Origin of the sequence: Pararhodobacter sp. SW119 (assembly GCF_017811755.1) — a bacterium.
Taxonomy (GTDB): Bacteria; Pseudomonadota; Alphaproteobacteria; order Rhodobacterales; family Rhodobacteraceae; genus Pararhodobacter.
In genome coordinates this window covers 1-24814 of the sequence record NZ_JADDJF010000043.1, presented here as the reverse complement: position 1 = coordinate 24814, position 24814 = coordinate 1, and the positions used below count along the sequence as shown (strand labels likewise).

The 24814-nt window shown below is 63.8% G+C and carries 23 protein-coding genes and 2 pseudogenes; 16 read left to right on the top strand and 9 right to left on the bottom strand.

Translation table 11 applies throughout. The features are described 5' to 3' along the window. Positions 1 to 275 precede the first annotated feature (275 nt). Positions 276 to 674, top strand: a pseudogene (locus tag IM708_RS16890) (transposase); the annotation flags it as partial. Between the two features lie 218 nt (positions 675 to 892). Here IM708_RS16890 and IM708_RS16885 read toward each other — a convergent pair. From IM708_RS16885 to IM708_RS16865, 5 genes are all read right to left on the bottom strand, one after another. Continuing rightward, positions 893 to 1048: a hypothetical protein gene (locus tag IM708_RS16885; RefSeq protein WP_209427758.1), complete on the bottom strand. Its 156-nt coding sequence runs from the start codon at positions 1046 to 1048 to the stop codon at positions 893 to 895. Between the two features lie 198 nt (positions 1049 to 1246). Beyond that, positions 1247 to 3025 carry a monovalent cation:proton antiporter-2 (CPA2) family protein gene (locus IM708_RS16880; protein WP_209427757.1) on the bottom strand — a complete coding sequence of 593 codons (1779 nt, stop codon included), beginning with the start codon at positions 3023 to 3025 and terminating at the stop codon, positions 1247 to 1249. A gap of 223 nt (positions 3026 to 3248) precedes the next feature. Continuing rightward, positions 3249 to 4610: a DUF5996 family protein gene (locus tag IM708_RS16875; protein ID WP_245243273.1), complete on the bottom strand. Its 1362-nt coding sequence runs from the start codon at positions 4608 to 4610 to the stop codon at positions 3249 to 3251. Continuing rightward, positions 4607 to 5542 (bottom strand): pirin family protein, encoded by a 936-nt coding sequence (locus IM708_RS16870; RefSeq protein WP_209427756.1) that lies wholly within the window; start codon positions 5540 to 5542, stop codon positions 4607 to 4609. The genes IM708_RS16875 and IM708_RS16870 overlap by 4 nt, the downstream gene beginning before the upstream one ends. A 223-nt stretch (positions 5543 to 5765) precedes the next feature. Continuing rightward, the gene (locus tag IM708_RS16865) at positions 5766 to 6695 is read right to left on the bottom strand and encodes a LysR family transcriptional regulator (protein ID WP_209427755.1); all 930 of its coding nucleotides are present in this window, start codon (positions 6693 to 6695) and stop codon (positions 5766 to 5768) included. A 115-nt stretch (positions 6696 to 6810) separates the two neighbouring features. Here IM708_RS16865 and IM708_RS16860 point away from each other — a divergent pair, with 115 nt between their 5' ends. The 3 genes and pseudogenes from IM708_RS16860 to IM708_RS16850 all read left to right on the top strand — a co-directional run bounded on the left by IM708_RS16860 (position 6811) and on the right by IM708_RS16850 (position 9243). Continuing rightward, positions 6811 to 7458, top strand: coding sequence for a LysE family translocator (locus IM708_RS16860; protein ID WP_209427754.1), 648 nt, complete (start codon positions 6811 to 6813; stop codon positions 7456 to 7458). A 170-nt stretch (positions 7459 to 7628) separates the two neighbouring features. Then, positions 7629 to 8464: pseudogene (locus tag IM708_RS21720) on the top strand (alpha/beta hydrolase). Positions 8465 to 8652: 188 nt separating this feature from the next. Further along, positions 8653 to 9243, top strand: a complete 591-nt coding sequence (locus IM708_RS16850) for an NAD(P)H-dependent oxidoreductase (protein ID WP_209427753.1) — start codon at positions 8653 to 8655, stop codon at positions 9241 to 9243. A 95-nt stretch (positions 9244 to 9338) separates the two neighbouring features. Here IM708_RS16850 and IM708_RS16845 read toward each other — a convergent pair whose 3' ends face one another. After that, the gene (locus IM708_RS16845; protein WP_209427752.1) at positions 9339 to 10295 is read right to left on the bottom strand and encodes a LysR family transcriptional regulator; all 957 of its coding nucleotides are present in this window, start codon (positions 10293 to 10295) and stop codon (positions 9339 to 9341) included. 199 nt (positions 10296 to 10494) lie between these two features. Here IM708_RS16845 and IM708_RS16840 point away from each other — a divergent pair, with 199 nt between their 5' ends. The 5 genes from IM708_RS16840 (at position 10495) to IM708_RS21715 (ending at position 15605) form a co-directional block, all read left to right on the top strand. Beyond that, the gene (locus tag IM708_RS16840) at positions 10495 to 11466 is read left to right on the top strand and encodes a TAXI family TRAP transporter solute-binding subunit (RefSeq protein ID WP_209427751.1); all 972 of its coding nucleotides are present in this window, start codon (positions 10495 to 10497) and stop codon (positions 11464 to 11466) included. A 34-nt stretch (positions 11467 to 11500) separates the two neighbouring features. Further along, positions 11501 to 13378: a TRAP transporter fused permease subunit gene (locus tag IM708_RS16835; protein ID WP_209427750.1), complete on the top strand. Its 1878-nt coding sequence runs from the start codon at positions 11501 to 11503 to the stop codon at positions 13376 to 13378. Between the two features lie 4 nt (positions 13379 to 13382). Then, entirely contained in the window at positions 13383 to 14723 is a 1341-nt protein-coding gene (locus IM708_RS16830) for an acyclic terpene utilization AtuA family protein (protein ID WP_209427749.1), read from the top strand. 1 nt (position 14724) lies between these two features. Further along, positions 14725 to 15054 carry a hypothetical protein gene (locus tag IM708_RS16825; RefSeq protein ID WP_209427748.1) on the top strand — a complete coding sequence of 110 codons (330 nt, stop codon included), beginning with the start codon at positions 14725 to 14727 and terminating at the stop codon, positions 15052 to 15054. A gap of 323 nt (positions 15055 to 15377) precedes the next feature. Beyond that, on the top strand, positions 15378 to 15605 hold the full coding sequence (locus IM708_RS21715) for a WYL domain-containing protein (protein WP_209427747.1): 228 nt from the start codon (positions 15378 to 15380) through the stop codon (positions 15603 to 15605). A 93-nt stretch (positions 15606 to 15698) separates the two neighbouring features. Here the strand turns inward: IM708_RS21715 and IM708_RS16815 are convergent, their stop codons facing one another. Next, positions 15699 to 16721 carry a LacI family DNA-binding transcriptional regulator gene (locus IM708_RS16815; protein ID WP_209427746.1) on the bottom strand — a complete coding sequence of 341 codons (1023 nt, stop codon included), beginning with the start codon at positions 16719 to 16721 and terminating at the stop codon, positions 15699 to 15701. A gap of 130 nt (positions 16722 to 16851) precedes the next feature. On the opposite strand from IM708_RS16815, the gene IM708_RS16810 reads away from it, so the two are divergent. The 5 genes from IM708_RS16810 to IM708_RS16790 are packed head-to-tail and all read left to right on the top strand — an operon-like array spanning position 16852 to position 22540. After that, the gene (locus IM708_RS16810) at positions 16852 to 17910 is read left to right on the top strand and encodes a sugar phosphate isomerase/epimerase (protein ID WP_209427759.1); all 1059 of its coding nucleotides are present in this window, start codon (positions 16852 to 16854) and stop codon (positions 17908 to 17910) included. Then, a complete protein-coding gene (locus IM708_RS16805; RefSeq protein ID WP_209427745.1) occupies positions 17907 to 19052 on the top strand; it encodes a Gfo/Idh/MocA family oxidoreductase in 1146 nt (381 codons plus the stop codon). Before IM708_RS16810 ends, IM708_RS16805 begins: the two co-directional genes overlap by 4 nt. Then, positions 19049 to 20551: a sugar ABC transporter ATP-binding protein gene (locus tag IM708_RS16800; protein WP_209427744.1), complete on the top strand. Its 1503-nt coding sequence runs from the start codon at positions 19049 to 19051 to the stop codon at positions 20549 to 20551. Before IM708_RS16805 ends, IM708_RS16800 begins: the two co-directional genes overlap by 4 nt. Beyond that, positions 20548 to 21555, top strand: coding sequence for an ABC transporter permease (locus IM708_RS16795; protein ID WP_209427743.1), 1008 nt, complete (start codon positions 20548 to 20550; stop codon positions 21553 to 21555). Before IM708_RS16800 ends, IM708_RS16795 begins: the two co-directional genes overlap by 4 nt. Positions 21556 to 21574: 19 nt before the next feature. Continuing rightward, positions 21575 to 22540, top strand: a complete 966-nt coding sequence (locus IM708_RS16790; RefSeq protein WP_209427742.1) for an ABC transporter substrate-binding protein — start codon at positions 21575 to 21577, stop codon at positions 22538 to 22540. Positions 22541 to 22920: 380 nt separating this feature from the next. Here IM708_RS16790 and IM708_RS21590 read toward each other — a convergent pair whose 3' ends face one another. Further along, a complete protein-coding gene (locus tag IM708_RS21590; protein ID WP_280860856.1) occupies positions 22921 to 23046 on the bottom strand; it encodes a hypothetical protein in 126 nt (41 codons plus the stop codon). Positions 23047 to 23111: 65 nt separating this feature from the next. Here IM708_RS21590 and IM708_RS21360 point away from each other — a divergent pair, with 65 nt between their 5' ends. Next, positions 23112 to 23483 carry a hypothetical protein gene (locus IM708_RS21360; protein ID WP_245243269.1) on the top strand — a complete coding sequence of 124 codons (372 nt, stop codon included), beginning with the start codon at positions 23112 to 23114 and terminating at the stop codon, positions 23481 to 23483. Between the two features lie 9 nt (positions 23484 to 23492). After that, positions 23493 to 24200, top strand: coding sequence for an IS6 family transposase (locus IM708_RS16780; protein WP_209427740.1), 708 nt, complete (start codon positions 23493 to 23495; stop codon positions 24198 to 24200). Between the two features lie 6 nt (positions 24201 to 24206). Here the strand turns inward: IM708_RS16780 and IM708_RS16775 are convergent, their stop codons facing one another. Beyond that, entirely contained in the window at positions 24207 to 24572 is a 366-nt protein-coding gene (locus IM708_RS16775; protein WP_209427739.1) for a hypothetical protein, read from the bottom strand. Positions 24573 to 24814 lie beyond the last annotated feature (242 nt).

Genomic DNA, 24814 nt, shown 5'->3' with positions numbered 1-24814 from the left:
GCCTTGAAGAACAGACCTTTGTGCCCTCGTATCCAGCTGAAGGTCAACGAAGCTAGGAAATGAGTGCTTCCTCTGACAACGCTTGGCCAGGTGTTTCCCGCAGGAATACGTTACCTCGATCGCATGAAAGCGCTTGTGGAGGACGCAGCTTCAGAACTGCCCGGTCTGATCCGAGAGGAGTGTCAGGACTTGCTGACGCAGATTGCAGAGAAAACGACGCGTATCATCGAACGGACCGCCAAACTCAAGACGCTTGCCACTCAGTCAGACAGGGCGCGCAGGCTCAGACCATGCCGGGTGTGGGACCGCTGACGGCCGTTGCGGTGGAAGCGTTCGGACCCGACATGGCGCAGTTCAAGACAGGGCGCGACTTTGCGGCCTGGTTGGGCCTGGTGCCCAGGCAGCATTCCTCAGGAGGTAAGGAGCGCCTGGGTCGGATGACCAAAGCTGGGCAAGCTGATATTAGACCCCTCCTGATCATTGGGGCAATGTCGCGGCTGGGCTGGCTTGGACAGCGCACAATTACGGAGGGCAGCTGGCTGTCACGGATGTTGGCGCGCAAGCCCAAGATGCTGGTTGCGATCGCGCTGGCCAACAAGATGGCCCGGCAGATCTGGGCGATGCTGACGAAGAACGAAGATTACAAGGAACCGGCGCTGGCAGTCGCGGCATGAAGCTCATGTCGAACTGAAAGCGACGGTGCCAAGGGGGTGTGAGAAGACGACGACCTGAATGGGCAAAACGATCGAACAGATCAGGATTGGGAAAACCAGAGGACCAACACGAGCATGAAGCTCGGCTTCCAGATTTGGACCCGATCCGCTGATCACCATCCCGGCCCGCGGCTTTTGTAAGTGCCGCATCTCGAGGCCTGACAAAAGTTCGCACTCGATCACACGCCAAAAGGGTCAAAAACTTCTTGCATTACGGGCGGCAACCACAAAAGTTGGTCCAGCCGCTCGGCTGCGCGAGCAGCGCGCTCGGCCGCGCGGGGAAGGTTGAGGATGAACACGGTGATGGTGAGCGCGGCGAGGGCGATAGCCGCCATCCGCCTCGCCCATGTCCGGGCAAGGATCCCGGCCAGCAGACTACCCCACATCAGCGGAATCGAAACGAGTGGGCGCTTCAGCCCATGCCGGTGGGCTCCAGTGGTAAGCGACATCCAATCCGACGACAGGGGTCCCAGGTGGAATCCTATGGCGGCCCCCGCCGGACGCCCATCTACAGCCAAGAATCATTTCTTTCCTCAAGAATCTGGTTTTTTCAGGAGTTGGGTGCGAGCCAAAGGCTCGGGCACGGGTGTCGTCAGCATCTTGTCCCGCCCGGACATGAAATCGCCCTGCACCTGCTCGGTCAGGCGCTGCACATCGCGACGGCGGATATCATCCAGCGCTTCGGTCACGGCGGCCTCATCCCAGCCAAGGCGGCGCAGCCCTTCGGCCCCCATCAGCAGGGCCGATTCAACAGTCTCACGGATTTCAAAATCCACGCCCGCGCGGATCAGTTCCATCGAATGGCCCCGGTCATAGCTGCGTGCAAGTACCGCCGCATTCGGGAACTCGTGCCGAACCAGTTCGGCGATGGTACTGACCGCGCTGCGGTCGTCGACACAGATCAGGATCACCTGCGCCTGCGCCGCACCGGAAGCGTGCAAGATATCCAGCCGTGTGCCATCGCCGAAGTAGACTTTGAAGCCAAAGCGCGCGGCCTCGCGGATACGGTCGGGGTTATTCTCGATGACCGAGACCTGCGCACCCCGTGCCAGCAGCATCTGCAGCGCGATCTGGCCAAAACGCCCGAAGCCGATCACCAGAACTTGCCCTCGCAACCCGTCCGCTGCTTCAACCCCATCCAGCTCGGTGCCAGGATCACGCAAAAACCGGTCAGCGACAATCAGGATCAGCGGTGTGATCGCCATGGACAGGATCACAACGGTCGAGAAGATTGCATTTTCCCGCGCGTCGATCACCCCACCCGCTAAGGCGGCGGTATAGAGGACAAACGCAAACTCGCCCCCTTGGGCAAACATGACGGTGCGGCGCAAGGCGACCAGATTGACCCCGCCAAAGGCCCGCGCCGTTGCATAGATGGCCACCGCCTTGACCAGCACATAGACCACCAGCATGGCCAGCAGCAGCGGCCATTCCGCGGCCACGACGGCCAAGTCCAACGACATGCCGACCGCCAGAAAGAACAACCCCATCAGAAGGCCCTTGAACGGCTCGATATCGCTTTCGATCTGGTGGCGATAGCTGGAGCCGGAGAGCATGACCCCGGCCAGAAACGCCCCCATCGCCATCGACAGGCCCACCGTCTCCATCAGGAGGGCAGACCCCAGCACGACCAGGAGTGCCCCGGCGCTCAGCACCTCGCGGGCACGGGCCCGCGCCAGAAGTGCGAAGAACGGATCAAGCAGCCAATGGCCGGCCACAAGCAGCGCCACCAGCCCGGCCAATGCCAGCGCCACGTCGACCAACCCGCCATCGCCTTGACCGACAGGCGACAGGAAGGCGACGACTGCCAGCAAGGGCACGATCAGCAGATCCTCGAACAATAGGATCGAGACAGATTTCTGCCCCTCGTGGCTGGCGATCTGCCCGCGTTCCTGCAAGGTGGACATGATCACGGCGGTCGAGGAAAGCACGAACCCGGCACCGGCGATGAACGCCGTGATCGGTGGAAGCGCGAAGACCGCCACGCCCGCCAGCGTCAGCAACGCAATCGCAAGGCTCACCTGCGCCAGTCCCAGCCCGAAGATCTGCCCCCGCAGCGCCCAGAGCTTTTGCGGGCGCAATTCCAGCCCGATGACGAACAGAAACATCACCACGCCAAGTTCCGCGAAATGCAGGATCGTATCTGGGTCGGTAAACAGCCCCAGCACCGATGGCCCCACCATTGCCCCGGCGGCAAAATAGCCCAGCACCGACCCCAGCCCCAGACGCCGGAACAGCGGCACGGCAATCACCGCTGCCCCCATCAGCACGACCGCCGGACCGATGACTGGCCCCAACCCCTCTGCGGCCATCGGCTCGCCCTTCAAAAATTGCAACGCCGGTGCGCGGCAGCGTCCGGCGTCGTTTCCACTGTGGTGCCGGCCCCCGGATCACTTCGGCAGCGGGCGATGGTTCCTTCTTTCCGGCGGCTTTCGCCGATCGCGATGCTGTGCGGCTCAAGGACCGGCCGCACCGTCAGCGCCCCGTCCATTGACCCGAATGACCCGTCCAGCGCAAGATGCGGTCCATTGGAAGTCAGGTCCTCGACTGGCGCAACACGTCCTGCCAATCCGGATGGCGGTCGAACTGTGCCTTCGCGAACGGGCAGAGCGGGATGATGACCACCCTGTCCCGCCGCGCATCCTCGACCGCCTGTCGCACAAGCCGCTCTCCGACCTTGCGGCCACGCAAGACCGCAGGCACTTCAGTGTGGTCGATGATGATCTGACTTTTGCCGACCCGGCTGTAGGTCATCTCCGCCTCGTTGCCATCGATGACCAGGCGGTAGCGCCCCTTCGATGCGCCATCTTCCCGTTCCACCGGGACATCGGTTGGCGAGGGCGCGTCCTTTGCCATTCCCGCACTGGGCCGGCGCACCTGGCGCGGTCGGCCCTGTGCGCACTCCAGAAGTTCGCGGTCCCATTGTCCAAGGTCAGCGGCGGCGTCGTAGGTCGAGACCAGAAAAGCCATAAGCGCCTCGTCGGGATCAGCGGCAGTCTGCACGGCATCGTACGGCAACATGAATTCCGACAGACCCTCATGCCAGAATGCCGCCTCGGGCCGGACCGGCGCGCCCCGATACCCGCCGGGTGCCGGATAGGCGTAGGCATAGAAGGCAGGGTAGTCGATGCCGTTGCCGCCCGGCCAGAAACCTGCCGAGGAGACTTCGCGGTCATAGGCTTCCTGCGCCACGTCGTCCGGCAGGGCTGGGATCCCGGCAGGGTGGAGCGGCGCGCGCCGCCCCGAGAACCGGGTGACCGCGAGATCCAAGGCCCCCCAGAACAGGTGGACGGGACTGGACTTGCCTGTAAAGGAGGTCCGAAACCTGCCCAATACGCTGTCAATCGCCACCAACGCCTGGTGGTAGCGCTGCACCGCCTCCCGGTCATAGGGCCGGTCGCGATGGTCCTTGCTGAACGGCATGGGGCTCGGCACCTCGTTCGGGGTGTCGTTGAAGGTTGGCGTGCCGCCGAGATCGGCAATCATCTGCACGAAGTTCGCGCGAAACGCCGCAACCGTGGACGGCTCCAGCGCGATCCTCGCCTCGCGGCCGTTACCGCAGGTGCCGATGACCATATGCTCGCGGAAATCGAACCGGATCTCGATGCCCGGACCGTCCGGGATCGGTGAGGATGTCAGGCCGGTCGGCGTGACATAGAATGTGGCGTTCCAGGAATGGTTCAGCCACGGCGTGTGCGTCAGTCGGTACTTTCCGACGATCTGCAGATAGAGGTGCAGGGCGGAACAGGTCTCGCGCCATCCAAGGTAGTCGAGTCGGGGCCAATTGGTGCTCATCGCGCGTCTTCTCCATTCAGCATCTCTCCCTTGCGGGAGTCGGTCATTAATCTTGGGTTGCTCGCATTGCGACCCGCCAATCAATCCATCGGCACCGGTCAATCCGGCAAGGGAATGTGCTCATCGCGGTCATCGAACGGAAGATCGAAGCGCCCCTTGCCCCAATTCGCGGCGCGCCATTCCGCCTTGGCGTGTTCAATGCGCTCCCGTGAAGAAGCGACAAAGTTCCACCAGATGTAGCGGGGGCCGGGAAAGGTCGCGCCGCCCAGGATCATGAGCCGCGCGCCCCGGTCGCCGGCGACGACGGTGATCCTGTCGCCCGGGCGGAAGACCATCATCCGACCCGCATCGAATTCCTGTCCCGCGACCGAGATGGACCCTTCGACGATATAGATGCCCCGGTCCTCGTGATCGTCCGGCATCGGCAGGCGGTTTCCCGGCTCGAGCGTCACATCGGCATAGAAGGTTTGCGTGAGCATGGTCGCGGGCTCGGTCTTTCCGTAGGCGCTGCCGAGGATCAGCCGAACGGATAGGCCGCGATCCTCGATCATCGGCAGCGCCTCCTTGCCGTGGTGCTCGAAACTGGGTGCCACATCTTCATGGGTATCGGGCAGGGCCAGCCATGTCTGTATCCCGAACAGGCCGTTCGGACCGCTGCGAGCAGCCTCCGACGTACGCTCGGAGTGGGTCACGCCGCGCCCGGCGACCATCCAGTTCAGCGCGCCGGGTGTGATGATCTGATCGGCGCCGGTGCTGTCGCGGTGGTGGAAATCGCCGCGATACAGGTAGGTGACGGTCCCGAGGCCGATATGCGGATGCGGCCGGACATCGATGCCCTGACCGGTCAGCAGTTCGGCCGGCCCGGCCTGGTCGAAGAAGATGAACGGCCCGACCATTTGCCGCTTTGGGGCGGGCAATGCGTGCCGGACCTCGAAGCCGCCAAGATCCCTGGCCCGCGGGACGATGAGCGTCTCGATGGCATCCACGCCCACCTCATCGGGGCAGCCGGGGTCGAGTGCCGGGTTCCAACTCATGCGCGTCGTCCTCTTTTTGGCACGCGGCCGGGCTCGTGCTTGCCGATGCGAATGCCTGATCCAGATGCATCCGGAATGCCCGAAGGGTTGGACGATGCCGGTGCGATTGATGTGTAGATTGACGCCGTAGCAGCCCGGCGGCTAGCCTTGGGACGCACGCAACTGTGTCGCGCCAAGTGGAACGCGGGCAGGTCACGGGCCGCAAGCTCGTTGGGTGCCGCGCCTATCTGCCCGTCAGCGCCTTGCGCCTTTCGGATTTTTGGCGGTCGAGACCCCACATGGCTGGATCTCGTGCGCAGTGTTCGATTAGCGTTTCGGCCAGGACGCGGATCTTCCGTGCGGGGTGCTGACCGGGCGGTCGTACGACATAGGCGCCAGCCGAAGGCGGCGGATAACGAGTCATGATCGGGACGAGGGCGCTGGAAGCCAGATATTCAGCTATGATGCAATCAGGGAGCCAGGCGATGCCGAGACCTGCCGCAGATGCGCCTGCGAGCGCCGCAGCGCTGTTGGCCTTGAACCTGCCCTGCGGCTGAACCGTGACGATTTTGTCGCCATCCATGAATTGCCATGATTCCGTTCCCTGCATGAGCGCTTCGTGGCTGATAATTTCGTCCGGCGTCTCGGGTGACCCGTGCGCCCTGATATAGCTAGGGCTTGCAACAAGCGTTCCATGGATCGGAACGATGCGCTTCGCGATCAGGTTGGAATCCGGAAGATATCCGACCCGAAGGGCGCAATCGAAACCTTCCGCGATCAGATCGACGAAACGATCGCTGTATGACGTCTGGATATGCAGGTGCGGGTGGCGATGTGCCATGTCCACCAGCGCGGGGGCGAAGTGGGTCGGCCCGAGGGAAAGCGGCATGGCAACCCTGAGGCGGCCACGTAGCCCGCCAGTCGGCAGGATCGTTTCCCGCGCCGTATCAATCTCGGCACTAGCCCGGGCCGCATGGTCCCTGAACGTCGATCCCGCCTCCGTGAGCGCGGCGCCGCGGGTCGTCCGCGCGACAAGCTGGGTGCCGAGTTCCGCTTCGATCCGGAAGAGCCGCCGACTCACGATCGACTTTGAGACGCCGAGCCGGCGCGCGGCGGCCGAAACACCCCCGGCATCGGCCACGGCGACGAATGTCTGCAGATCCTCGATTTTCATTTCGGCGTTCCCCGTTTCGCGACACAGTTTGCTCGAGTATGGCACTATCGAATTGCCCAAGGGAACGGCAAGTTGCGTGCGTCCTCGATGTCAGCGTCGCCGAAGGACTGCGAGAATGGAACTCCCAGCCTATCTGACCTTTCTCTTCGTCAGTGCGACCCAGGCCGCGACCCCCGGTCCGTCCACGGTGTTCATCGTGAACAACGCCATTGCCTACGGGTGGCGCCGCGCGCTGGCCGCGCTGAGCGGCGATCTGGTCGCGATCGCGTTGCTGGCCACGTTTTCCATCATCGGGTTGGGCGCCCTGCTCCTTGCCTATCCGGTTGCCTTCCTCGCCCTGCGCCTTGCGGGTGCATCATACATCATCTGGCTCGGATGGACCTTTCTTCGCCCTGCCGCGTCGCAAGCGGATCCGACGGCCATGCAGGCGGCTCATGGGGAAAGTGCGTTGGGGCTTTGGCTTCACTCCTTCGGTGTCGGGATCAGCAATCCGAAGGCCATCCTGTTCTTCGCCGCGCTGTTCCCCCAGTTCCTCCCGGTAGGGAGCGGACCATCCGTCCTCGCCCTTTTGGTTGCGACCTTCGTCGTCGTGAAGCTCATCGTTCTCGGTGGCTATGCCTTCGGAGCCCGACATTTCGGCCGACTGCTCCGCAACCCGGAGCATGCGCGGCGCGGACGGACGCTGACCGGTATCATCTTCGTGGCTTTCGGGGTCCTGATGATCTGGTCCGCCCTGACCGCCACACAGGGCGCCGCGATGTAGCGAGTCAATCCCACGACAGCTCGCGCCTGCAACGAATTCAGCCGGGATCTGTCAGCTCGAAGGAGCAACTCAAAAATGTCCAAGGATCGTTTTCCGAGTGAGCCTTTCCTCCGGGAGTCGTGAATTCCGCGCGGCTTTTTACACACGATGCTCAACAAGGAGAACCCACCATGGGCTTTGTCACAATCGACGACGGCGTACAGATATTCTACAAGGACTGGGGCCCGCGGGACGCCCAGCCCATCGTCTTCCACCATGGCTGGCCGCTCAGCTCCGACGACTGGGACGCGCAGATGCTGTTCTTCCTGTCCAAAGGCTACCGCGTCGTGGCACACGACCGGCGCGGGCACGGCCGTTCGGAGCAGGTTGCCGAGGGTCACGACATCGACCATTACGCGGCCGACGCCTTGGCTGTCGTCGAGGCGCTGGATCTGCGGAACGCGGTCCATATCGGCCATTCCACCGGGGCGGCGAGGTCGCGCGCTATGTGGCGCGACACGGCGAACCTGCGGGCCGAGTGGCCAAGGCCGTGCTCGTCGCCGCCATCCCGCCCCTGATGCTGCAGACCGACGCCAATCCCGAGGGCACGCCGATGGAGGTCTTCGACGGCTTTCGGACCGCGCTGGCCGGCAATCGCGCGCAGTTCTTCCGCGATGTCCCGGCCGGGCCGTTCTACGGCTTCAACCGTGAGGGCGCGACGATCCAGGAAGGCGTGATCCAGAACTGGTGGCGGCAGGGCATGATGGGCAGCGCCAAGGCGCATTACGACGGCATCAAAGCCTTCTCGGAAACCGACCAGACCAGGGACCTCGAGGCGATCACCGTGCCGACGCTGGTCCTGCATGGTGAGGACGACCAGGTCGTTCCGATCGCCGCCTCGGCGCTGAAGGCGATCGAACTGCTGCAGGACGGCATGCTGAAGACCTATCCGGGGTTCTCGCACGGCATGCTGACGGTGAACGCCGACCTCCTGAACGCCGACCTTCTGCAGTTTGTGACCAGTTGAGAGGCTTGTGGGCCGCAACTCGCAGCCGCGGCCTCCAGATCAAACCGGCCTCTTCGTGCCCCCATCCCCGACCAGTGCGTTCGCTGATTAGTTCGGTATGCTCGGGGAACTGGAGAAGTGGGCGGCCGCGATGCCCCCCTGCGGGCCGCCTGAATACCGAACCTGCCAATTCACCGAAGGGAGATGTCATGGCCCACAGTATCCTCGTCCTTTATGGCTCCTACCGCGCCGACCGGCTGGGCATACGCCTCGCTCAATACGCTGTCCGGGAGTTGAACGACCTCGGCGCCGATGCCGCGCTGATCGACGCCAAGGCAATCGACCTGCCCATGCTCGACCGCATGTACAAGGAGTATCCCGTCGGCGAAGCCCCACCCGCGCTGGAAGAGCTTGCGGAAAGGATTCGCAAGGCCGATGCGTTCGTCTTCGTCACCGGTGAATACAACTGGGGCGTCCAGCCGGGATTGAAGAACCTGACTGACCATTTCCTTGAGGAATGGTTCTGGCGGCCCGCGGCAATTGCGAGCTATTCCGCAGGTCGCTTCTCTGGGGTCCGGGCCGCCCTCGCCTGGCACGGAACGATTTCCGAAATGGGGATGGTCCCGATTTCCAGCTCGCTCGCAGTGGGCGGCATCGGCAAGGCCCTGGATGCCGACGCACAGCCCGTCGGCGAGGCCGGAGCTGCCCTCGCCGGGGCCTTTCCACGCTTCGCCGCCGATCTTGCCTGGTGGGCCGAAGCGGCCCGGGTGCAGCGACAGAATGCGGGCACGCCCTACTGATCCAGGCCATTGGCTCCCGATACTGGCATCGGTCCGCTAAACCTGCCTCAAAAGCAGGCGCTCGCCTTCGACACCTTGGGTGCAGCGCGGTTTCGTCAGGGCTGATACGTCTTGGCTGCGGATACAAACGGACGAAAATCAGCGCTGAGCAACAAGTCGCGAAAGGCGCTCGCCGATGGCGATGGCGTTCGCCCGGCGAGATAGACAAGTCCGATGCGGCGCACCATCGCCGGCTTTTCGAGTGGGCGCACGACCAACTGGCGGCCGCCGAGGACGGGCAGCGTCAGCGAAGGGAGGGCGGTGACGCCAAGAGCCTCGGCCACGAGTGCTCCGGCTGTGGCGAGGTGCGACACCTCGAATCTCGGCCGCAGGCTCAAGCCCTCTTGAGCGACCGCGGCCTCGGTGAGTGCACGGACACTGGTCCCCGGCGACATGGCGATGAAGGGCATCCCGACGAGTTCGGTCCAGGTGTAGGTCCTTGGCTCATCTAGCGGTCCTCCAGGCCACGCGACGGCCATGAACGGCTCGTCGAGCAGCGGCCGGAAGGCCAGCCGCTCGGATGCGGTTACCGCGCCCGCCGTGAATCCGAGGTCGGCCCGCCCATCGAGTAGTGCCTCAATGACGCCATCGGAAAGGGCATCGAAGATCCGGACATCAACGTCAGGCCGATCGGCGGCAAAGCGTGCGACAATCGGCGGTAGCAGACCGGCAGTGACCGAAGGTAGACCGGCGAGTGTCAGTTGCCCGCGTCGTGCCGCGAGGAACACATCGAACTCGTCGAGCGCAGCCTCGGTTTCCGCCAGGATGCGACCGCTGAGCTCGAGCAACCGGCGCCCCTGGGGTGTCAGTTCGACATTTCGGGTGTCTCGGTCAAAAAGCCTTGCATCGAGTTTTTCCTCGATTCTTACGATCAGCCGACTAAGGGCTGAACCTGACAGGCCCACGTCGTCGGCAGCGGCACGGAAACTGCCCTTCTCGGCGAGCCGGACAAAAGCCTGAAGTTCAAACAGGTCGAGGTTGATGCGTCTCATGCATCGAATAATGTAATACATTCACTTCCGGAACCAGTCAGATTCATGCATCGTAGGCATCACGGCCTTTGGGAGGAGGCTGACGATCGTCCAGGGAGGCCTCGAGATCGCATCACCCCCCATGAACTCGCTCGGCAACGGATGCTGATATCCGATCGCCGACTTTCGTACGGCGCGGCGCAATCGCGCGGCCCGACCAGATCAGACACAGGAGTGTTGCATGTCCCTTCGTCACGTTCTTCTCGGCGGCGCCGCCGCTTTCGCGCTCGTTCTGCCAGCAAACGCCAGCGAGCGCCTTCTGATTGGATCGACCTCGGCGTCGTCCAGCCACTACGGCTACTTCGTGGCCGTTGCCCAGCTTGTAAACGAGCGCGTCGCCGAAGTGGAAGCCTCGGTCGTCGAGACCGGCGCAACGCTGGACAATCTTCGTCGCATCCAGCGCCGCCAGGTCGACCTCGGCCTCGTCACCACCAATGTTGCCCATCACGCCCTTGCCGGCACGAATGAGTTCGAGGGACAACCCGTCGAAACACAGCTCCTCTGGGTCTACACGGCGGCGCCGCAGAACGTCGTCGTGCGCCGGGATGCCGGGATCACCAGCATGGCTGAGCTGGCGGGCCAGCGCCTCAATCCGGGGATACGCGGCTCTGCGACCGAGCAGACCTCGGAAGCGGTCTTTGCAGCACTCGGGATCGAGCCTGCCCATGTGCGCGGCTCCACCACAGATGTCGTCGACATGATCAAGGACAACCGGGTGATCGGTTACGTGAAGTCCGGTGCTGGGATGCGACTTGATGCGTCCACCCTCGATATCGCGACCTTCACGCCGATCACCGTACTCAGCCTCACCGAGGAGGAGCAGGAGCGCCTGCGGTCCGAGATGCCTGACGTCTCGATCGTCGAGATCCCCGAAAGCTCCGACGACAGCATGCCCGCTTATACGACCTGGAGCTTCGGCGTCGGCGTGGCGGCCAGCCCGGATCTCAGCGAGGAAACCGCCTACCAGATCGTCAAGACTGTCATGGAAGACGAAACGGCACAAGCGAACGCGATGGCCGAACTGCGCGATGCAGATCTCGCGGAACTCACTGTGACCTATGGAACGATCCCCTTGCATCCCGGTGCATATCGCTGGTTCCGTGAGCAGGGCATAGACGTTCCCGATCACCTGGTGCCGGCGTCTGCGAACTGAGGCGATCCGGGCAGGCGCCGTGAAGGAGTTGGCAATGCGTGAAATGCTCTCCAAGGGCCTTGCCCTGACCATCGGATTGTTCGTCTTCTATACGGCGGCCACCGGACCGTTCGAGAGCCTGATCCAGCGCGCGCTTTTCCTCGCGCTGGTTGTCAGCCTCGGTTTGACCATCTACCCCTTGGGCGCCAGCACTCGCTGGCGCCCGATTGGCATTGTTGTCGATCTCGCGCTTGCCGCGCTGACGCTCGCCGCCTGCGGCTATATCGTCGTGAACTACGATGCGATCATGACGTCGCTCCCCTGGGCGACGACCACGGACAAGATTCTCACCGCAGGACTCGTCGTGACTCTTCTCGAAATCGGCAGGCGCGCTGTCGGTCTGATTTTCCCTGTGCTGATGATCGTCGGTCTTGCCTACGCCCTTCTCGGCGACCGTTTGCCGGGCGCCCTGGGCCACCGCGGCTTCGATGTTGATTTCGTTACCGAGACGATCTTCCTCAGCGATCTCGGTGTCTGGGGCATGCTGCTCGGCATCGCTTCGACGGTCATCGCTGCCTTCGTGCTCTTCGGGGCGCTGCTGCTGCACACTGGCGGTGGCCAGGCATTCATGGATCTTGCCATGCGCCTCGGCGGGCGAAGCCCCGGCGGCGCCGCCAAGATCGCGACCATTTCCTCCGGCCTCTTCGGCATGGTGAGCGGCAGTGCCGTCGCAAATGTCGCAACCACCGGCAACTTCACCATCCCGATGATGAAGCGGCTCGGCTATCCGCGCCCCTTCGCCGCGGCGGTGGAAGCCGTCGCTTCGACCGGTGGCCAGATCGCGCCGCCGATCATGGGTGCCGCCGCCTTCGTGATGGCCGAGATTCTCGGCGTGAGCTATCTCACGGTGATGGTCGCTGCGATCCTGCCGGCCATGCTGTTCTACGTCTCGGTCTTCGTCACCGTCCACATCACCGCGGTCCGCCGCGGTCTCCGTATCGTGCCGGAGGACGAGCTTCCGCCGTGGCGCGACATCGTTGCCCCACGGCGCGTGCTGCCGATTGTCGCAGCACTCGGTCTCCTCTTTACCGGCGTCTTTTTGGGACGTTCGATTGCCACCGCCGCCTTCTGGGGGATCATGGGCCTGCTGGTTGCCTTCGTTATTACTCGCGCGGGTCGAATGCCCCCGCGCGAGATGGCCAGTCGGGTACTGGACGGCCTCGGTGATGCGGGGCGCGGGCTCGTGATCATTGGCGTGCTGCTTGCCGGTGCGCAGATCCTCGTCTCCATGATCAATCTCACCGGCATTGGCGTCACGCTCAGTTCTATGATTGTCCAACTCGCAGGCGACCGCACCTTCTTCGTGGCGCTGATCGTCGCTGGCGTGTGTCTGATCATGGGGATGGGGCTGCCCACGACAGCCGCCTACGTGTTGGTCGCCGCCGTCCTTGCGCCCGCAATGACCGTAGTTGGTGTCGAGCCGCTCGCGGCGCACATGTTCGTTTTCTACTTCGCGACGCTCTCGGTCATCACGCCGCCTGTCTGCGTCGCGGTCTTCGTCGGCGCCGGCATTGCCGGGACCAACTGGCTTCCCGCGGCACTGGAGGCGGTGCGGCTCGCGGCGGTCGTCTACATCGTGCCCTTCATGCTCCTGCTCTATCCCGGAATGATCGGCCAAGGGGGCATCTTCGCAATCGCAGAGGCGGCGATGTCGGGTCTCGTGCTCGTCATCGCGATTCCGTGCCTCCTGAGCGGCCAGCCGCTCTTCGGCCGGCGGACGCTCGACGTCATGCTCTATCTCGCCGCCATCGCACTCGCGATCACACCGCACTGGGGCGGCCCGCCGCTCGCGCTCACGCTGCTCGCCCTCGGTTTCTGGCGCCGTAGAGAGATCGTCAAGGTGCGTCACGCGGATACGCCACAGGAAGGATGAAGCCATGAAGACTGTCCGCATCGGCGCCGGCGCTGGCTTTTCCGGAGATCGCATAGAACCCGCGGTCGAATTGGCAGAGAAAGGCGATCTCGACTTTCTCGTCTTCGAGTGCCTCGCGGAGCGCACGATCGCGCTCGCCCAGCAGGCCCGCCTTCGTGATCCTGCCGCCGGTTTCGATCCCCTCCTTGTGGCACGGATGCGGGCCGTCCTACCCGCCTGTCGTGCCGGCGGGGTGCGGATCATAACCAATATGGGCGCGGCCAACCCGCTTGCGGCAGCCGAAGCGGTGCGGGAAGTCGCACGCGAGCTTGGCTTGCAGGGACTGCGCGTCGCTGCCGTCACCGGCGACGACGTGCTGGCCGAGGTGCAGTCAGGAGACTACCAGCTCGACGAGACGAGCCGGCCGATCTCCGAGCTCGACTGCAGGGTGATTTCAGCCAACGCCTACCTTGGTGCGACCCCGATCGCCGAGGCACTGTCCCAAGGCGCCGAGGTTGTCGTCACCGGCCGCGCCGCCGACCCCGCCCTCTTTCTCGGGCCACTCATCCATGCCTTCGGTTGGTCAATGGACGACTGGACCCGTCTCGGTCGCGGAACGATCGTCGGCCATTTGCTCGAATGCGCCGGCCAGATCACTGGCGGCTACTTTGCCGATCCAGGTTACAAGGATGTGCCGGATCTCGCCCGCCTCGGATTTCCGATCGGAGAGGTCGATGAGGAAGGCAACGTCACCGTAACCAAGGTCAAAGGGTCCGGAGGAGCTGTCACCCCGGCGACCGTCAAGGAGCAACTCCTTTACGAGGTCCACGACCCCGCGCGTTATCTCCAGCCCGACGTGGCCGCTGATTTTTCCGGCGTTGTCATCGAGGCCCTCGACGCGGACTCGGTCCGCGTCACGGGCGGCGGCGGCAGCGCGCGTACGGGCTCCCTCAAGGTCTCGGTCGGCTACATCGACTCTTATGTTGGCGAAGGACAGATCTCCTATGCCGGTCCCGGGGCGATGGAGCGCGGACGGCTGGCGGTCGAGATCGTGGCCGAGCGTCTGAAGATCATGGGGGTAGCCTGCCAGGAGACGCGCGGCGAGCTTATTGGCGTCGACTCGATCCTCGGGGCGCGCCTCTCCGCAAATGGGACCGCCCCGCGCGAGGTGCGGGTGCGCTTCGTCGGTCGCACCGATAGCCTCGAGGAGGCTGAGCGGGTCGGCAACGAGGTCGAGTCGCTCTACCTCAATGGTCCTGCCGGCGGCGGGGGGGCGGCGAAATCGACACGGGAAATCGTCGGAATCGTCTCAACCCTCATCCCCGAAACGCAGGTCAGAACTGCGATCGACATTCAGGAGGCCTGAAATGCGCCTGCGCGAACTCGCCCATTCCCGCACCGGGGACAAGGGCGACACCTCGAACATCTCGGTTATTGCCTTCGACCCGGCGGACTTCGACATGATCGCCCGCGAGGTGACCGCCGAGCGTGTGCGCGAGCACTTTCGAGGTCTCGTGACCGGGGAGGTTGTCCGCTACGAACTTCCGCAACTCGGAGCCCTGAATTTCGTGATGCGCGGCGCGCTGCGAGGGGGCGTCACCCGCTCACTCGCCCTCGATGCCCACGGCAAGTGCCTCGGATCGGCCATACTTGACCTGGACGTGGAAGGATCGACGGTGCGAAGTGCTTTCGGATAGAGATTGGAACGCGAGAAATGGTCGCAAACCGCCTGCGCGATCCGGAACGAAGAGCTTGAACTCGCTTTGCTGTGCAAGTTCGAGCAACGCTACGGAGAGACTCGCTGGAGCTGATGTGATGTCTCGTGCGGTTGTTGAATGGCGCGATCACGGCGTCGCGCAGCCAACGCCTCAAGCACTTGGAATCCTTAGCTGAGATTTTCCGACATCGTGCTGGAGGGTAGCGTCAGACAGGCGTTGTCAGAGGAATCACTGCAGTGCTAGCTTCTTTGCCCCTCTGTTAGATCCGAGGGCATAAACGATTGTTCTTCAGGGTAGTAGCCATGAAAGTGCGGCAGGAGACAGAACAACCGGGGTTGGTGAGCGTATCACGTTCCTTTTCTCTGACAAAGCCGGATGGCGGGTTGATCGTCACCTTCGCGGCAAGTGGCATGGTCGAGATGGCCTGGCATCTCTACAAGTGGGGCGATGAGGTCGAGGTGATCGAGCCCGCCGCGCTGAGCGCGATGGTGGGCGGCTGGCAGAATGACCGCATCAGCGTGCTGCCGTGAGTGGAAGGGCAGCGGGTTGTCTGGGATGCTACCCGGTTCCGAGCTTCAGCCGCACTTGTTCCTCTGTTTCCGTCGTCGATGTCTTCGGCGACCTCATCGACACCGCAACCCACTGGCAAGCGTACGAACGCTCTCACGGCAGACCAATTCGACCGCAATCTCCTCAGAGTCGCAAGTCAGGGTCTCGGCCGCGATCATTTGCGTCAGCTTCGCGGCGGCGCGCTCGCCGATCCGGCGGCGGGGCTGGCTGATCGTGGTCAGTGCCGGGGTCAGGTGCCCGCTGACCTCGATATCATCGAATCCTATGACGGATACCTCTGCTGGTAGTGTGTGGCCGGCGTGCTGTAGCGCGCCGATGAAGCCGCAGGCCATCTCGTCCGAAGCTGAGAACACTGCCGTAGGTCGGTCAGCCTGATCCATCCAGCGCCGGGCTGCCGCCGCTCCGGAATCGAGGCTGAAATCGCCATGGAAAACCCAATCCGTGGGCAACTCCAAGCCTGCCGCCCTCAGTGCCGAGCGGGTGCCGGCCAGCCTGGTGTCGGTCAGCACGTTACCGCGAGGGCCGGTGATATGCCCGATTGAACGATGCCCACGCTCGATAAGGTGGCGGATAGCGAGCGCCGCGCCCTCAACGTTGTTCACCCGCACCGAGGGGAACAGCGGGTCGCCCCATTCACAGGCAAGGATGATCGGCACGCGGGAGCGCCGGGCGAGCCGCTTGTCGGCCAGTCGCCCGTCAAACAGCACCAACCCGTCGGCGACGCGGTTGTCGAGATAGAATGACACCCGTGTCGCCGGGTCAGGATCGGTTTGGGTATCGGCGATCAGCAAGCCGTAGCCTTCAGCCGCTACCACCGCGGCGAGACCGGAGAGGATCTGGGAGAAGAACGGGTTGGCCAAATTCGGAACCAGCGCCAGGATGCTACCGGTCCGCCGCCTTCGCAGGTTCCGGGCGGTGGGGTTGACCTGATAACCGGTCTGCTGCACCGCCTGCATCACGCGCTCGCGGGTCGACTCGGTGACCTGTCCGGGGGTGGACAGTGCCCGGCTAACGGTCGCAGTGGAGACCTTGGCTATGCGGGCAATATCCTGAATCGTCGCCGTTTTCTGTCGCACGCCAGGAGTCCTCTCTGGCAGAGATACTGGCGCGCAAAAAAGATCTTGTAAACGATCTCAAGGAGCATAGACTAAAACTGTAATCGATTACATGAGTCAGGCGCCACGGACAGTGGCGGGAGGAATGACCGTGAAAACGATGCAGGGGCCGGCGCTGTTTCTGGCGCAATTCGCAGATGACACTGCGCCATTCTCCACATGGCAGGACATTACCCGTTGGGCGGCGGATTCCGGCTACATCGGCGTGCAGGTGCCAAGCTGGGATGCGCGGCTGATCGACCTGAAGCAGGCTGCCGCATCGCGCGATTACTGCGATGCCTTTGTTGGGCAGGCGGCCGAGAACGGCATCTCGGTAACGGAGCTTTCGGCGCATCTGCAGGGCCAGCTTGTCGCGGTGCATCCCGCCTATGACACGATGATGGACGGCTTTGCCGACTCGTCCGTCCACGGCGACCCGGCGGCGCGGCAGGCCTGGGCGGTCGATCAGCTGGGGCTGGCGATCCGGGCCTCGGCCAACATGGGGCTGACGGCGCTTGCCACTTTTTCCGGCGCGCTGGCCTGGCCCTATCTCTACCCGTTCCCGCAGCGTCCTGCCGGGCTGGTCGAGACCGCATTCGACGAACTGGCGCGGCGCTGGCGCCCGATCCTCGACCTGGCGGACGAACACGGCGTGGACCTTTGCTACGAGATCCACCCCGGCGAGGATCTGCATGACGGCGTCACCTTCGAAATGTTCCTTGACCGGGTGAACGGCCACGCGCGCTGCAACATGCTGTACGATCCGTCGCACTACCTGCTGCAGGCGCTGGATTACCTCGACAACATCGACATCTATGCTGACCGGATTCGGATGTTCCACGTCAAGGATGCCGAGCTGAACCCAACCGGGCGGCAGGGCGTCTATGGTGGCTATCAGTCATGGGTGAACCGCGCGGGGCGGTTCCGCAGCATCGGCGACGGGCAGGTGGATTTCGGCGCGGTGTTCTCCAAACTGGCGGCGAACGATTTCGACGGCTGGGCGGTGGTCGAATGGGAATGTGCCCTGAAGCACCCCGAAGACGGCGCGCGCGAGGGGGCGCAATTCGTGCGCGACTACATAATCCGCGTGACCGAGCGTGCCTTTGACGATTTTGCCAGCGCCGGCACGGATGAGGCCGCGAACCGCCGCATCCTGGGTCTGGACCGATGAGCCGCTTTGCCGATCGTAGCGGGCCGATCCGGCTGGGCATGGTCGGCGGCGGCAGCGGCGCCTTCATAGGTGCGGTGCACCGGATCGCCGCACGGCTGGACGGGCGCTTCGCTCTGGTTGCCGGCGCGCTCTCATCGACGCCTGAGCGGGCGCAGGCGTCGGGGTCGGAGGTCGGGCTGGCCGAGGATCGCATCTACCACGATTACAAGGCAATGGCGCAGCGCGAGGCGCGGCTGAAGGACGGGATCGAGGCGGTGGCGGTCGTCACTCCCAATCACCTGCACTTCCCCGTGGCACGCGAGTTTCTGAAACGCGGCATCCATGTGATCTGCGACAAGCCGCTGACCGCCACCATGGCCGAGGCGCGCAAGATGGCGCGAATGGTCGAAGCCTCCGAGACGCTGTTCGTGCTGACCCACAACTACACCGGCTATCCGCTGGTCCGGCAGGCGCGGCAGATGGTGGCGCGGGGCGACCTTGGGCGGCTGCGGGTGGCGCAGGTCGAATACCCGCAGGACTGGATGACCGACCCGGCCGCGTTGACCACGAAGCAGGGCGAATGGCGCGATGATCCGGCCCGAAGTGGCGCCGGCGGGGCCACCGGCGACATCGGCACCCACGCCTTCAACCTGCTGCGCTTCGTCACCGGGCAGCAGGTTGAGGCTTTGTCGGCCGATCTGCAATCGTTCGGCCCGGGGCGGCGGCTGGACGACAACGCCCACGTCCTGCTGCGCCTCGCTGACGGCGCGCGCGGCATGCTGTGGTGCAGCCAGGTCGCGCCCGGGCACGAGAACGGGTTGCGCCTGCGCGTCTTCGGCGACAAGGGCGGACTGGACTGGTCACAGGAAAACCCGAACCGCCTGATGCATACGCCGGTTGGCGCGCCGACCTGCATCCAGACGCGCGCCGGCCCCGAAACCGAAACAGCCGGCTTCACCCGCCTGCCACCGGGCCATCCAGAGGGATTTCTGGAAGCTTTCGCCAATCTCTACGACAAGACTGCCGATGCGATTGTGGCACGGCGGACCGGCGACACGGCGCCGCCGGACGTTCCGGGCATCGCGGACGGGCTGGAGGGCATGGCCTTCGTCGCCGCCTGCATCCGGTCGTCGGAGCGCAACGCGGCCTGGGTGCCGCTGTGACCGCGCCGGTGCTGGCCATCTCGGGCGTCTCGCACAGCTTCGGGGCCGTGCAGGTGCTGTTCGACATCGACTTCGACCTGCGCCCGGGCGAGGTTCATGCGCTGATCGGCGAGAACGGCGCCGGCAAATCCACTACGATGAAGATCCTCGCGGGCTATCTGCGGCCCACGTCCGGTCAGATCCTCCTCAATGGCGCGCCCGTCAGCTTCACCGGTTCGCAGCAGGCCGAGGCGGCGGGGATCGTGATGATCCATCAGGAATTCAATCTCGCGCAGCAGTTGACGGTAGAAGAAAACATCTTCCTTGGCCGCGAGATCAAGCGCGGGCCGTTCCTTGATCACCGTCGGATGCAGGCGGAAAGCCGCGCGCTGCTCCAGCGGCTGAACAGCAACGTCGACCCGCGCGCGCGGGTCTCCGACATATCGGTTCCGAACCGCCAGATGGTCGAGATCGCCAAGGCACTTGGCCGCGAGGCGCGGGTGCTGATCATGGACGAGCCGACGGCGGTGCTGACCGCGCGCGAGACCGAGATCCTGCTGGAGCAGATCGACAGACTGCGGGCTGCGGGCACCGCGATCCTCTACACTTCGCACAAACTGGACGAGGTGGCGCGCATCGCCGACCGCGTGACTGTCCTGCGTGATGGACGCCACGTGCTGGAAGCCCCTGCCCGGGAACTCAACACCGACCGCATGGCCGAGGCGATGGTAGGGCGCGAACTGTCGGGCCTGTTCCCCGAAAAGCCAGAGGTGTTTGGCGACCCCGTGCTGCAGGTCGAGGGGTTGAGCGTGCCGGGACTGATCCAGGATGCTGGCTTCACCCTGCGCCGTGGCGAGGTGCTGGGCTTTGCCGGGCTGGTCGGCGCAGGGCGCACCGAACTGATGGAGGCGGTCGTGGGCCTGCGCCCGGCAAGCGGCCGCATCACGATTGAGGGCAAGCCGCTGAAGCCCGGATCGGTGATGGCCGCTCGCAGCGCCGGGCTGGTCTACCTGACCGAGGACCGCAAGGAGAAAGGCCTGCTGCTGGGCAAGAACCTGCGCCAGAACCTGACGCTGCTGGCGCTCGACCGGTTCACCCGCATCCTGATCGACCGCAAGGCCGAGGCGGCGGCGCTGGACAGGGCAGTGGCCGAGTTCGACATTCGCGCGGGCGACCTGAACATGAACGCGGGAAACCTGTCTGGGGGCAACCAGCAGAAGCTTCTTCTGGCCAAAACCATGCTGGCAGAGCCCCGGATCGTCATCATCGACGAGCCAACGCGCGGCATCGACATCGGCACCAAACAGCAGATTTACACATTCATCGCCGGCCTTGCCGCTGCAGGCAAAAGCGTCATCGTCGTCTCCTCCGAACTGCCAGAGGTGATCGGGCTCTCGAACCGCGTTGTCGTGATGGCCGCAGGCCGCATCGCCGGCATTCTGGAAGGTGATGACATCAACGAACAGACCATCGTGCGGCTGGCCATGGGCATGCCCGGCGAGGAGGTAAAGGCATCATGAGCGACACCACGAGCACCGCTGCTGCGCGCCATTTCCCGGCGATCAACCTTCACGTGCTCGGCCCAGTGCTGGCGCTGCTGCTGCTGATCGCGTTGGGGGCGTGGCTGAACCCCAATTTCCTCAGCTACGGCAACGTGACCAACGTGCTGGCACGGTCTGCCTTCATCGGGATCATCGCGGTCGGCATGACCTTCGTGATTACTGCCGGCGGCATCGACCTTTCGGTCGGCTCCATGGCGGCCTTCGTCGCTGGCCTGATGATCTTGGCGATGAACTCGCTCATTCCCATCATGGGGGTGGGAATCCCGGTGATCCTGTGCGGCTTGGCTGTGGCGATGATCGCGGGGTTCATCGCCGGCTGGCTGAACGGCGTGCTGATCGCCAAGGTGCGGATCGAGGCGTTCATCGTCACGCTGGGGACGATGGGGATTTACCGCTCACTGGTCACCTGGCTCGCCGATGGCGGCACGCTGTCGCTCGACTTCGACCTGCGCGCGCTTTACCGGCCGGTCTACTACGACGGCATCCTTGGCGTTGGCTGGCCGATCATCGTTTTCGCGTTGGTCGCGATCCTTGGCGAGGTACTGATGCGCCGCACGGCCTTTGGCCGCCACTGCGCGGCAATCGGAGCGAACGAGCAAGTGGCGCGCTATTCCGCCGTCAACGTCGACCGGGTGCGGATCGCCACCTTTGTCCTGCTGGGCATGCTGGTGGGGCTGGCGACGATCATGTACGTGCCCCGCCTCGGTTCCGCCTCGGCCTCAACCGGCGTGCTATGGGAGTTGGAGGCGATTGCCGCCGTCATCATCGGCGGCACGGTGCTGAAAGGCGGCTTCGGCCGGGTCTGGGGCACGGTTGTCGGCGTGTTGATCCTCAGCCTGATCGGGAACATCCTGAACCTCGCCTCGATGGTCAGTCCGTATCTGAACGGCACCATTCAGGGCGTCATCGTCATTCTCGCCGTTGTGCTGCAACGCGAGAGAAAGGCCGCAGGTGCGCGGTGAACTTCATGGGAGGAATATCATGAAACGCAGGAGCTTTCTGAACACGATCGCCGTGGCCGCCGTAGCGGCGGGCGGCTTCACCGCGACCGGGGCCGTGGCGCAGGACGAGTCCTATACCATCGGCGTCGCGATCCCCTCGGCTACCCACGGCTTCATGGGCGGGCTGAACTTCCACGCGCAGGACACGATCCGGCGGCTGGAAGAGACCTATCCGCAGCTGAGCTTCGTGCTTGCGACGGCGGGTGATGCCGGCACCATGGTCAACGACATCGAGGACATGGTGGCGACCCGCGACATCGACGCACTGGTGGTGCTGCCCTTCGAAAGCGCGCCGCTGACCTCTCCGGTGCAGGCGGTGGCCGATGCCGGCATCTGGGTGACCGTCGTGGACCGGGGCCTGTCGGTCGAGGGGATCGAGGATCTCTACGTCGCGGGCGACAACCCGGGCTTCGGCCGCGTCGCGGGCGAGTACTTCGCCGAGACGCTGTCCGAGGGCGACAAGATCGTCGTTCTGCGCGGCATCCCCACCACGCTGGATAACGAGCGTGTGGAAGCCTTCCAGGCCGCTATTGAAGGGTCCGGCATCGAGGTGCTGGACATGCAGCACGGCAACTGGAACCGCGACGATGCCTTCAACGTGATGCAGGACTACCTGTCGCGCTTTGCCGAGATTGACGCGGTTTGGGCGGCTGACGACGACATGGCCATCGGCGCGCTGGAAGCCATCGCCCAGTCCGGCCGGGCGGAAGAGATGTGGGTCGTCGGCGGTGCCGGCATGAAGCAAATCATCGCCCGAATGATGGAGGGAGATCCTCAGCTTCCGGTGAACGTGACCTATCCGCCTGCGCAGATCTCGACCGCGATCGAGCTGACCGCACTCGGTCTGATCTCCAGCACGCCGGTGTCGGGCCGGTTCATCATCGGCTCGCAACTTATCACGCCCGAGAACGCGGAGAACTTCTACTTCCCCGACAGCCCGTTCTGATCGGTATCCCGGACGGCCGCTGGCAGTCGTCCGGGACCATTATCCCCGAATATCGACTTGGAGAGAATGACCCCGGATGGCTCTGTCATTTGTGGACGTATATGGACCCCGCCTGATTGCAACGGTCTGGTTGGTTCTGGTTCGGCGATCGTATTGCGGACGTATCTCCGGCTTCTTTGAGCGGCCCGATATTTCGTCGCCGCGAGCCCCGATGGATTTCCGCGCGCTTCTTCCTCAATGGCTCCAAGGCAGCGGCGTTTGCCTTGCCGTGCCGGTCCACAAATCAGGCTCAAGAAGCGATGGGAGCGACCCTTTCATCATCTCCTGCCAAGTTGCTGCAATGTTCCGGGGGTTCGTCTTTGGCTACTCGGCGGCGTCGATCATGCCGCCGCGACGGTCTTGTCGGGCCGGTATTCCTCGTCCTGCGCCAGGATCGACCAGACAACCCGGGCATTTTTGTTGGTGAGGGCGACGGCCACCACATTGGGGTGCCGCCGCTCGCGCATCCGGGCGACCCACAGGCTTTTCGGATCCGTCTTTCCGTGGGCCTTGCCCAGACCGCGCGGGCACCGTGGATCAGCAGCGTGCGAATGTCGCGGTCTCCCCGCTTGCTGATCCCGAACAGCCGGGTCTTTCCGCCGCTCGAAACCTGCCTGGGCACCAGACCCAGCCAAGCAGCAAAGTGCCTGCCGTTCCTGAAACAGCTCCGGTCGCCGACTGCGGCGACCAGCGCCGTCGCCGTGATCGGACCGATCCCCTCGATCTTTCCGATGCGCTGACACGCCGGGTTGCTGCTGAAGAGGGCCCGGATCCGGCGGTTGTACGCGGCAATGCGCCGATCGAGTTCAGCGAGTTCCTCGTGAACGTCCCGCACAAGGTCCCGGAGCATGTCGTCGGGCGGTGTCAGATAAACTTCCTTGAGTGGCGCAGGACGGTCGCGTAGTTTCCTCGGATGCCCAAACCGAGCCCCTTCCGCTACTTCAAGACGAGCCCCGAAATCATCCGCCTTGCGGTTATGCTCTACATCCGTTTCCCGCTCTCGTTGCGAAACGTGGAGGGCCTGCTCCACGAACGCGGCATCGAGATCAGTCATGAAACGGTGCGGTTCTGGTGGAACCGGTTCGGCCCGATGTTCGCCGCCGAGATCCGTCGGCGCCGCGTCGAACGGATGCGTTCGTCGCAGCACTGGCGGTGGCACCTCGACGAGATTTTCGTGAAGATCAATGGCGAATTGCACTATCTCTGGCGGGCGGTGGATCACGAGGGCGAGGTGCTGGAATCTTTTGCCACAAAACGCCGGGACCGCAAGGCGGCGCTGAAATTCCTGAAGAAAGCGATGCGGCGGCACGGTTCACCGGAAGTGATGGTGACCGATCGTCTGCGCTCCTACGGCGCTGCGCTGCGAACGATCGGCGCGTCGGATCTTCAGGAGACAGGCCGCTATCTGAACAATCGTGCAGAGAATTCGCACCAACCTTTGCGACGACGGGAGCGGGCGATGCAGCGCTTTCGGCGGATGCGAACGCTACAGACGTTCGCCGCCGTCCACTCCTCCGTCAACAATCATTTCAACCAGGAGCGTCACCTCTACAGCCGAGACAACTTCAAGCAAAATCGCGCCGTCGCCCTCGCCGAGTGGCGTCAGCTCGGCGCGGCCTGAGGCGGATCAGGGTAGGGGTTTCTGAGACTGGTTCGCATTGGTCTGACAGCACACGACGAGGTAATCGGCCTTGCGCTGGCCGATACCCAGGCCTTCAGCGACCTTGGCAAATTCTGCAGGGTCCTCGTCGTGGAGAGAGAGCAGCAAGCGCGCGTGATCCATGAAGTCGAGCCCGATCTTGTCGGTGATGGCCGTGGTTTTCTGTGACGTGTAGCCTCCTTTGGTTGTTATCAGAGACTTCATGAAAGCCGACGTGTTGCCAATGGTATTTGCTTTGAAATACGCAGTGACCTCAAAGGGCACAAATGCGCGGCTGATGCGCTGGCGATACAATCGGCTGATATCGGCGACAGCCTGCTGGAAGAGGGTCAAAATCGTTCTCGGCTCTTTGAGCTGCCCGAAGGGGCCGCTTCGAATTCACTGTCTGAGCCGCATCGGCGAAATTTCGAATTCTCCGTTCCTGCAATTCTAGCAGAGGGTCTCAGCTTCATCTTCGGCTACACGAAGCTTAAGAGCTTCACGAACCCATTTACGAGCACCATTCATGCTCTGTCTGAAATCATCCGCAGGAAGTGAAAGTGACTCTGGAGATGTGGCCCGTTCAAGATCGTCTG

What these genes read in the sequence shown, in the direction of transcription:
- IM708_RS16885 (WP_209427758.1), bottom strand. Translation starts at nt 1,048, where the DNA reads ATGGCGGCTATCGCCCTCGCCGCGCTCACCATCACCGTGTTCATCCTC.
- IM708_RS16880 (WP_209427757.1), bottom strand. Translation starts at nt 3,025, where the DNA reads ATGGCCGCAGAGGGGTTGGGGCCAGTCATCGGTCCGGCGGTCGTGCTG.
- IM708_RS16870 (WP_209427756.1), bottom strand. Translation starts at nt 5,542, where the DNA reads ATGAGTTGGAACCCGGCACTCGACCCCGGCTGCCCCGATGAGGTGGGC.
- IM708_RS16865 (WP_209427755.1), bottom strand. Translation starts at nt 6,695, where the DNA reads ATGAAAATCGAGGATCTGCAGACATTCGTCGCCGTGGCCGATGCCGGG.
- IM708_RS16860 (WP_209427754.1), top strand. Translation starts at nt 6,811, where the DNA reads ATGGAACTCCCAGCCTATCTGACCTTTCTCTTCGTCAGTGCGACCCAG.
- IM708_RS16850 (WP_209427753.1), top strand. Translation starts at nt 8,653, where the DNA reads ATGGCCCACAGTATCCTCGTCCTTTATGGCTCCTACCGCGCCGACCGG.
- IM708_RS16845 (WP_209427752.1), bottom strand. Translation starts at nt 10,295, where the DNA reads ATGTATTACATTATTCGATGCATGAGACGCATCAACCTCGACCTGTTT.
- IM708_RS16840 (WP_209427751.1), top strand. Translation starts at nt 10,495, where the DNA reads ATGTCCCTTCGTCACGTTCTTCTCGGCGGCGCCGCCGCTTTCGCGCTC.
- IM708_RS16835 (WP_209427750.1), top strand. Translation starts at nt 11,501, where the DNA reads ATGCGTGAAATGCTCTCCAAGGGCCTTGCCCTGACCATCGGATTGTTC.
- IM708_RS16830 (WP_209427749.1), top strand. Translation starts at nt 13,383, where the DNA reads ATGAAGACTGTCCGCATCGGCGCCGGCGCTGGCTTTTCCGGAGATCGC.
- IM708_RS16825 (WP_209427748.1), top strand. Translation starts at nt 14,725, where the DNA reads ATGCGCCTGCGCGAACTCGCCCATTCCCGCACCGGGGACAAGGGCGAC.
- IM708_RS21715 (WP_209427747.1), top strand. Translation starts at nt 15,378, where the DNA reads ATGAAAGTGCGGCAGGAGACAGAACAACCGGGGTTGGTGAGCGTATCA.
- IM708_RS16805 (WP_209427745.1), top strand. Translation starts at nt 17,907, where the DNA reads ATGAGCCGCTTTGCCGATCGTAGCGGGCCGATCCGGCTGGGCATGGTC.
- IM708_RS16795 (WP_209427743.1), top strand. Translation starts at nt 20,548, where the DNA reads ATGAGCGACACCACGAGCACCGCTGCTGCGCGCCATTTCCCGGCGATC.
- IM708_RS16790 (WP_209427742.1), top strand. Translation starts at nt 21,575, where the DNA reads ATGAAACGCAGGAGCTTTCTGAACACGATCGCCGTGGCCGCCGTAGCG.
- IM708_RS21590 (WP_280860856.1), bottom strand. Translation starts at nt 23,046, where the DNA reads ATGCGCGAGCGGCGGCACCCCAATGTGGTGGCCGTCGCCCTCACCAAC.
- IM708_RS16780 (WP_209427740.1), top strand. Translation starts at nt 23,493, where the DNA reads ATGCCCAAACCGAGCCCCTTCCGCTACTTCAAGACGAGCCCCGAAATC.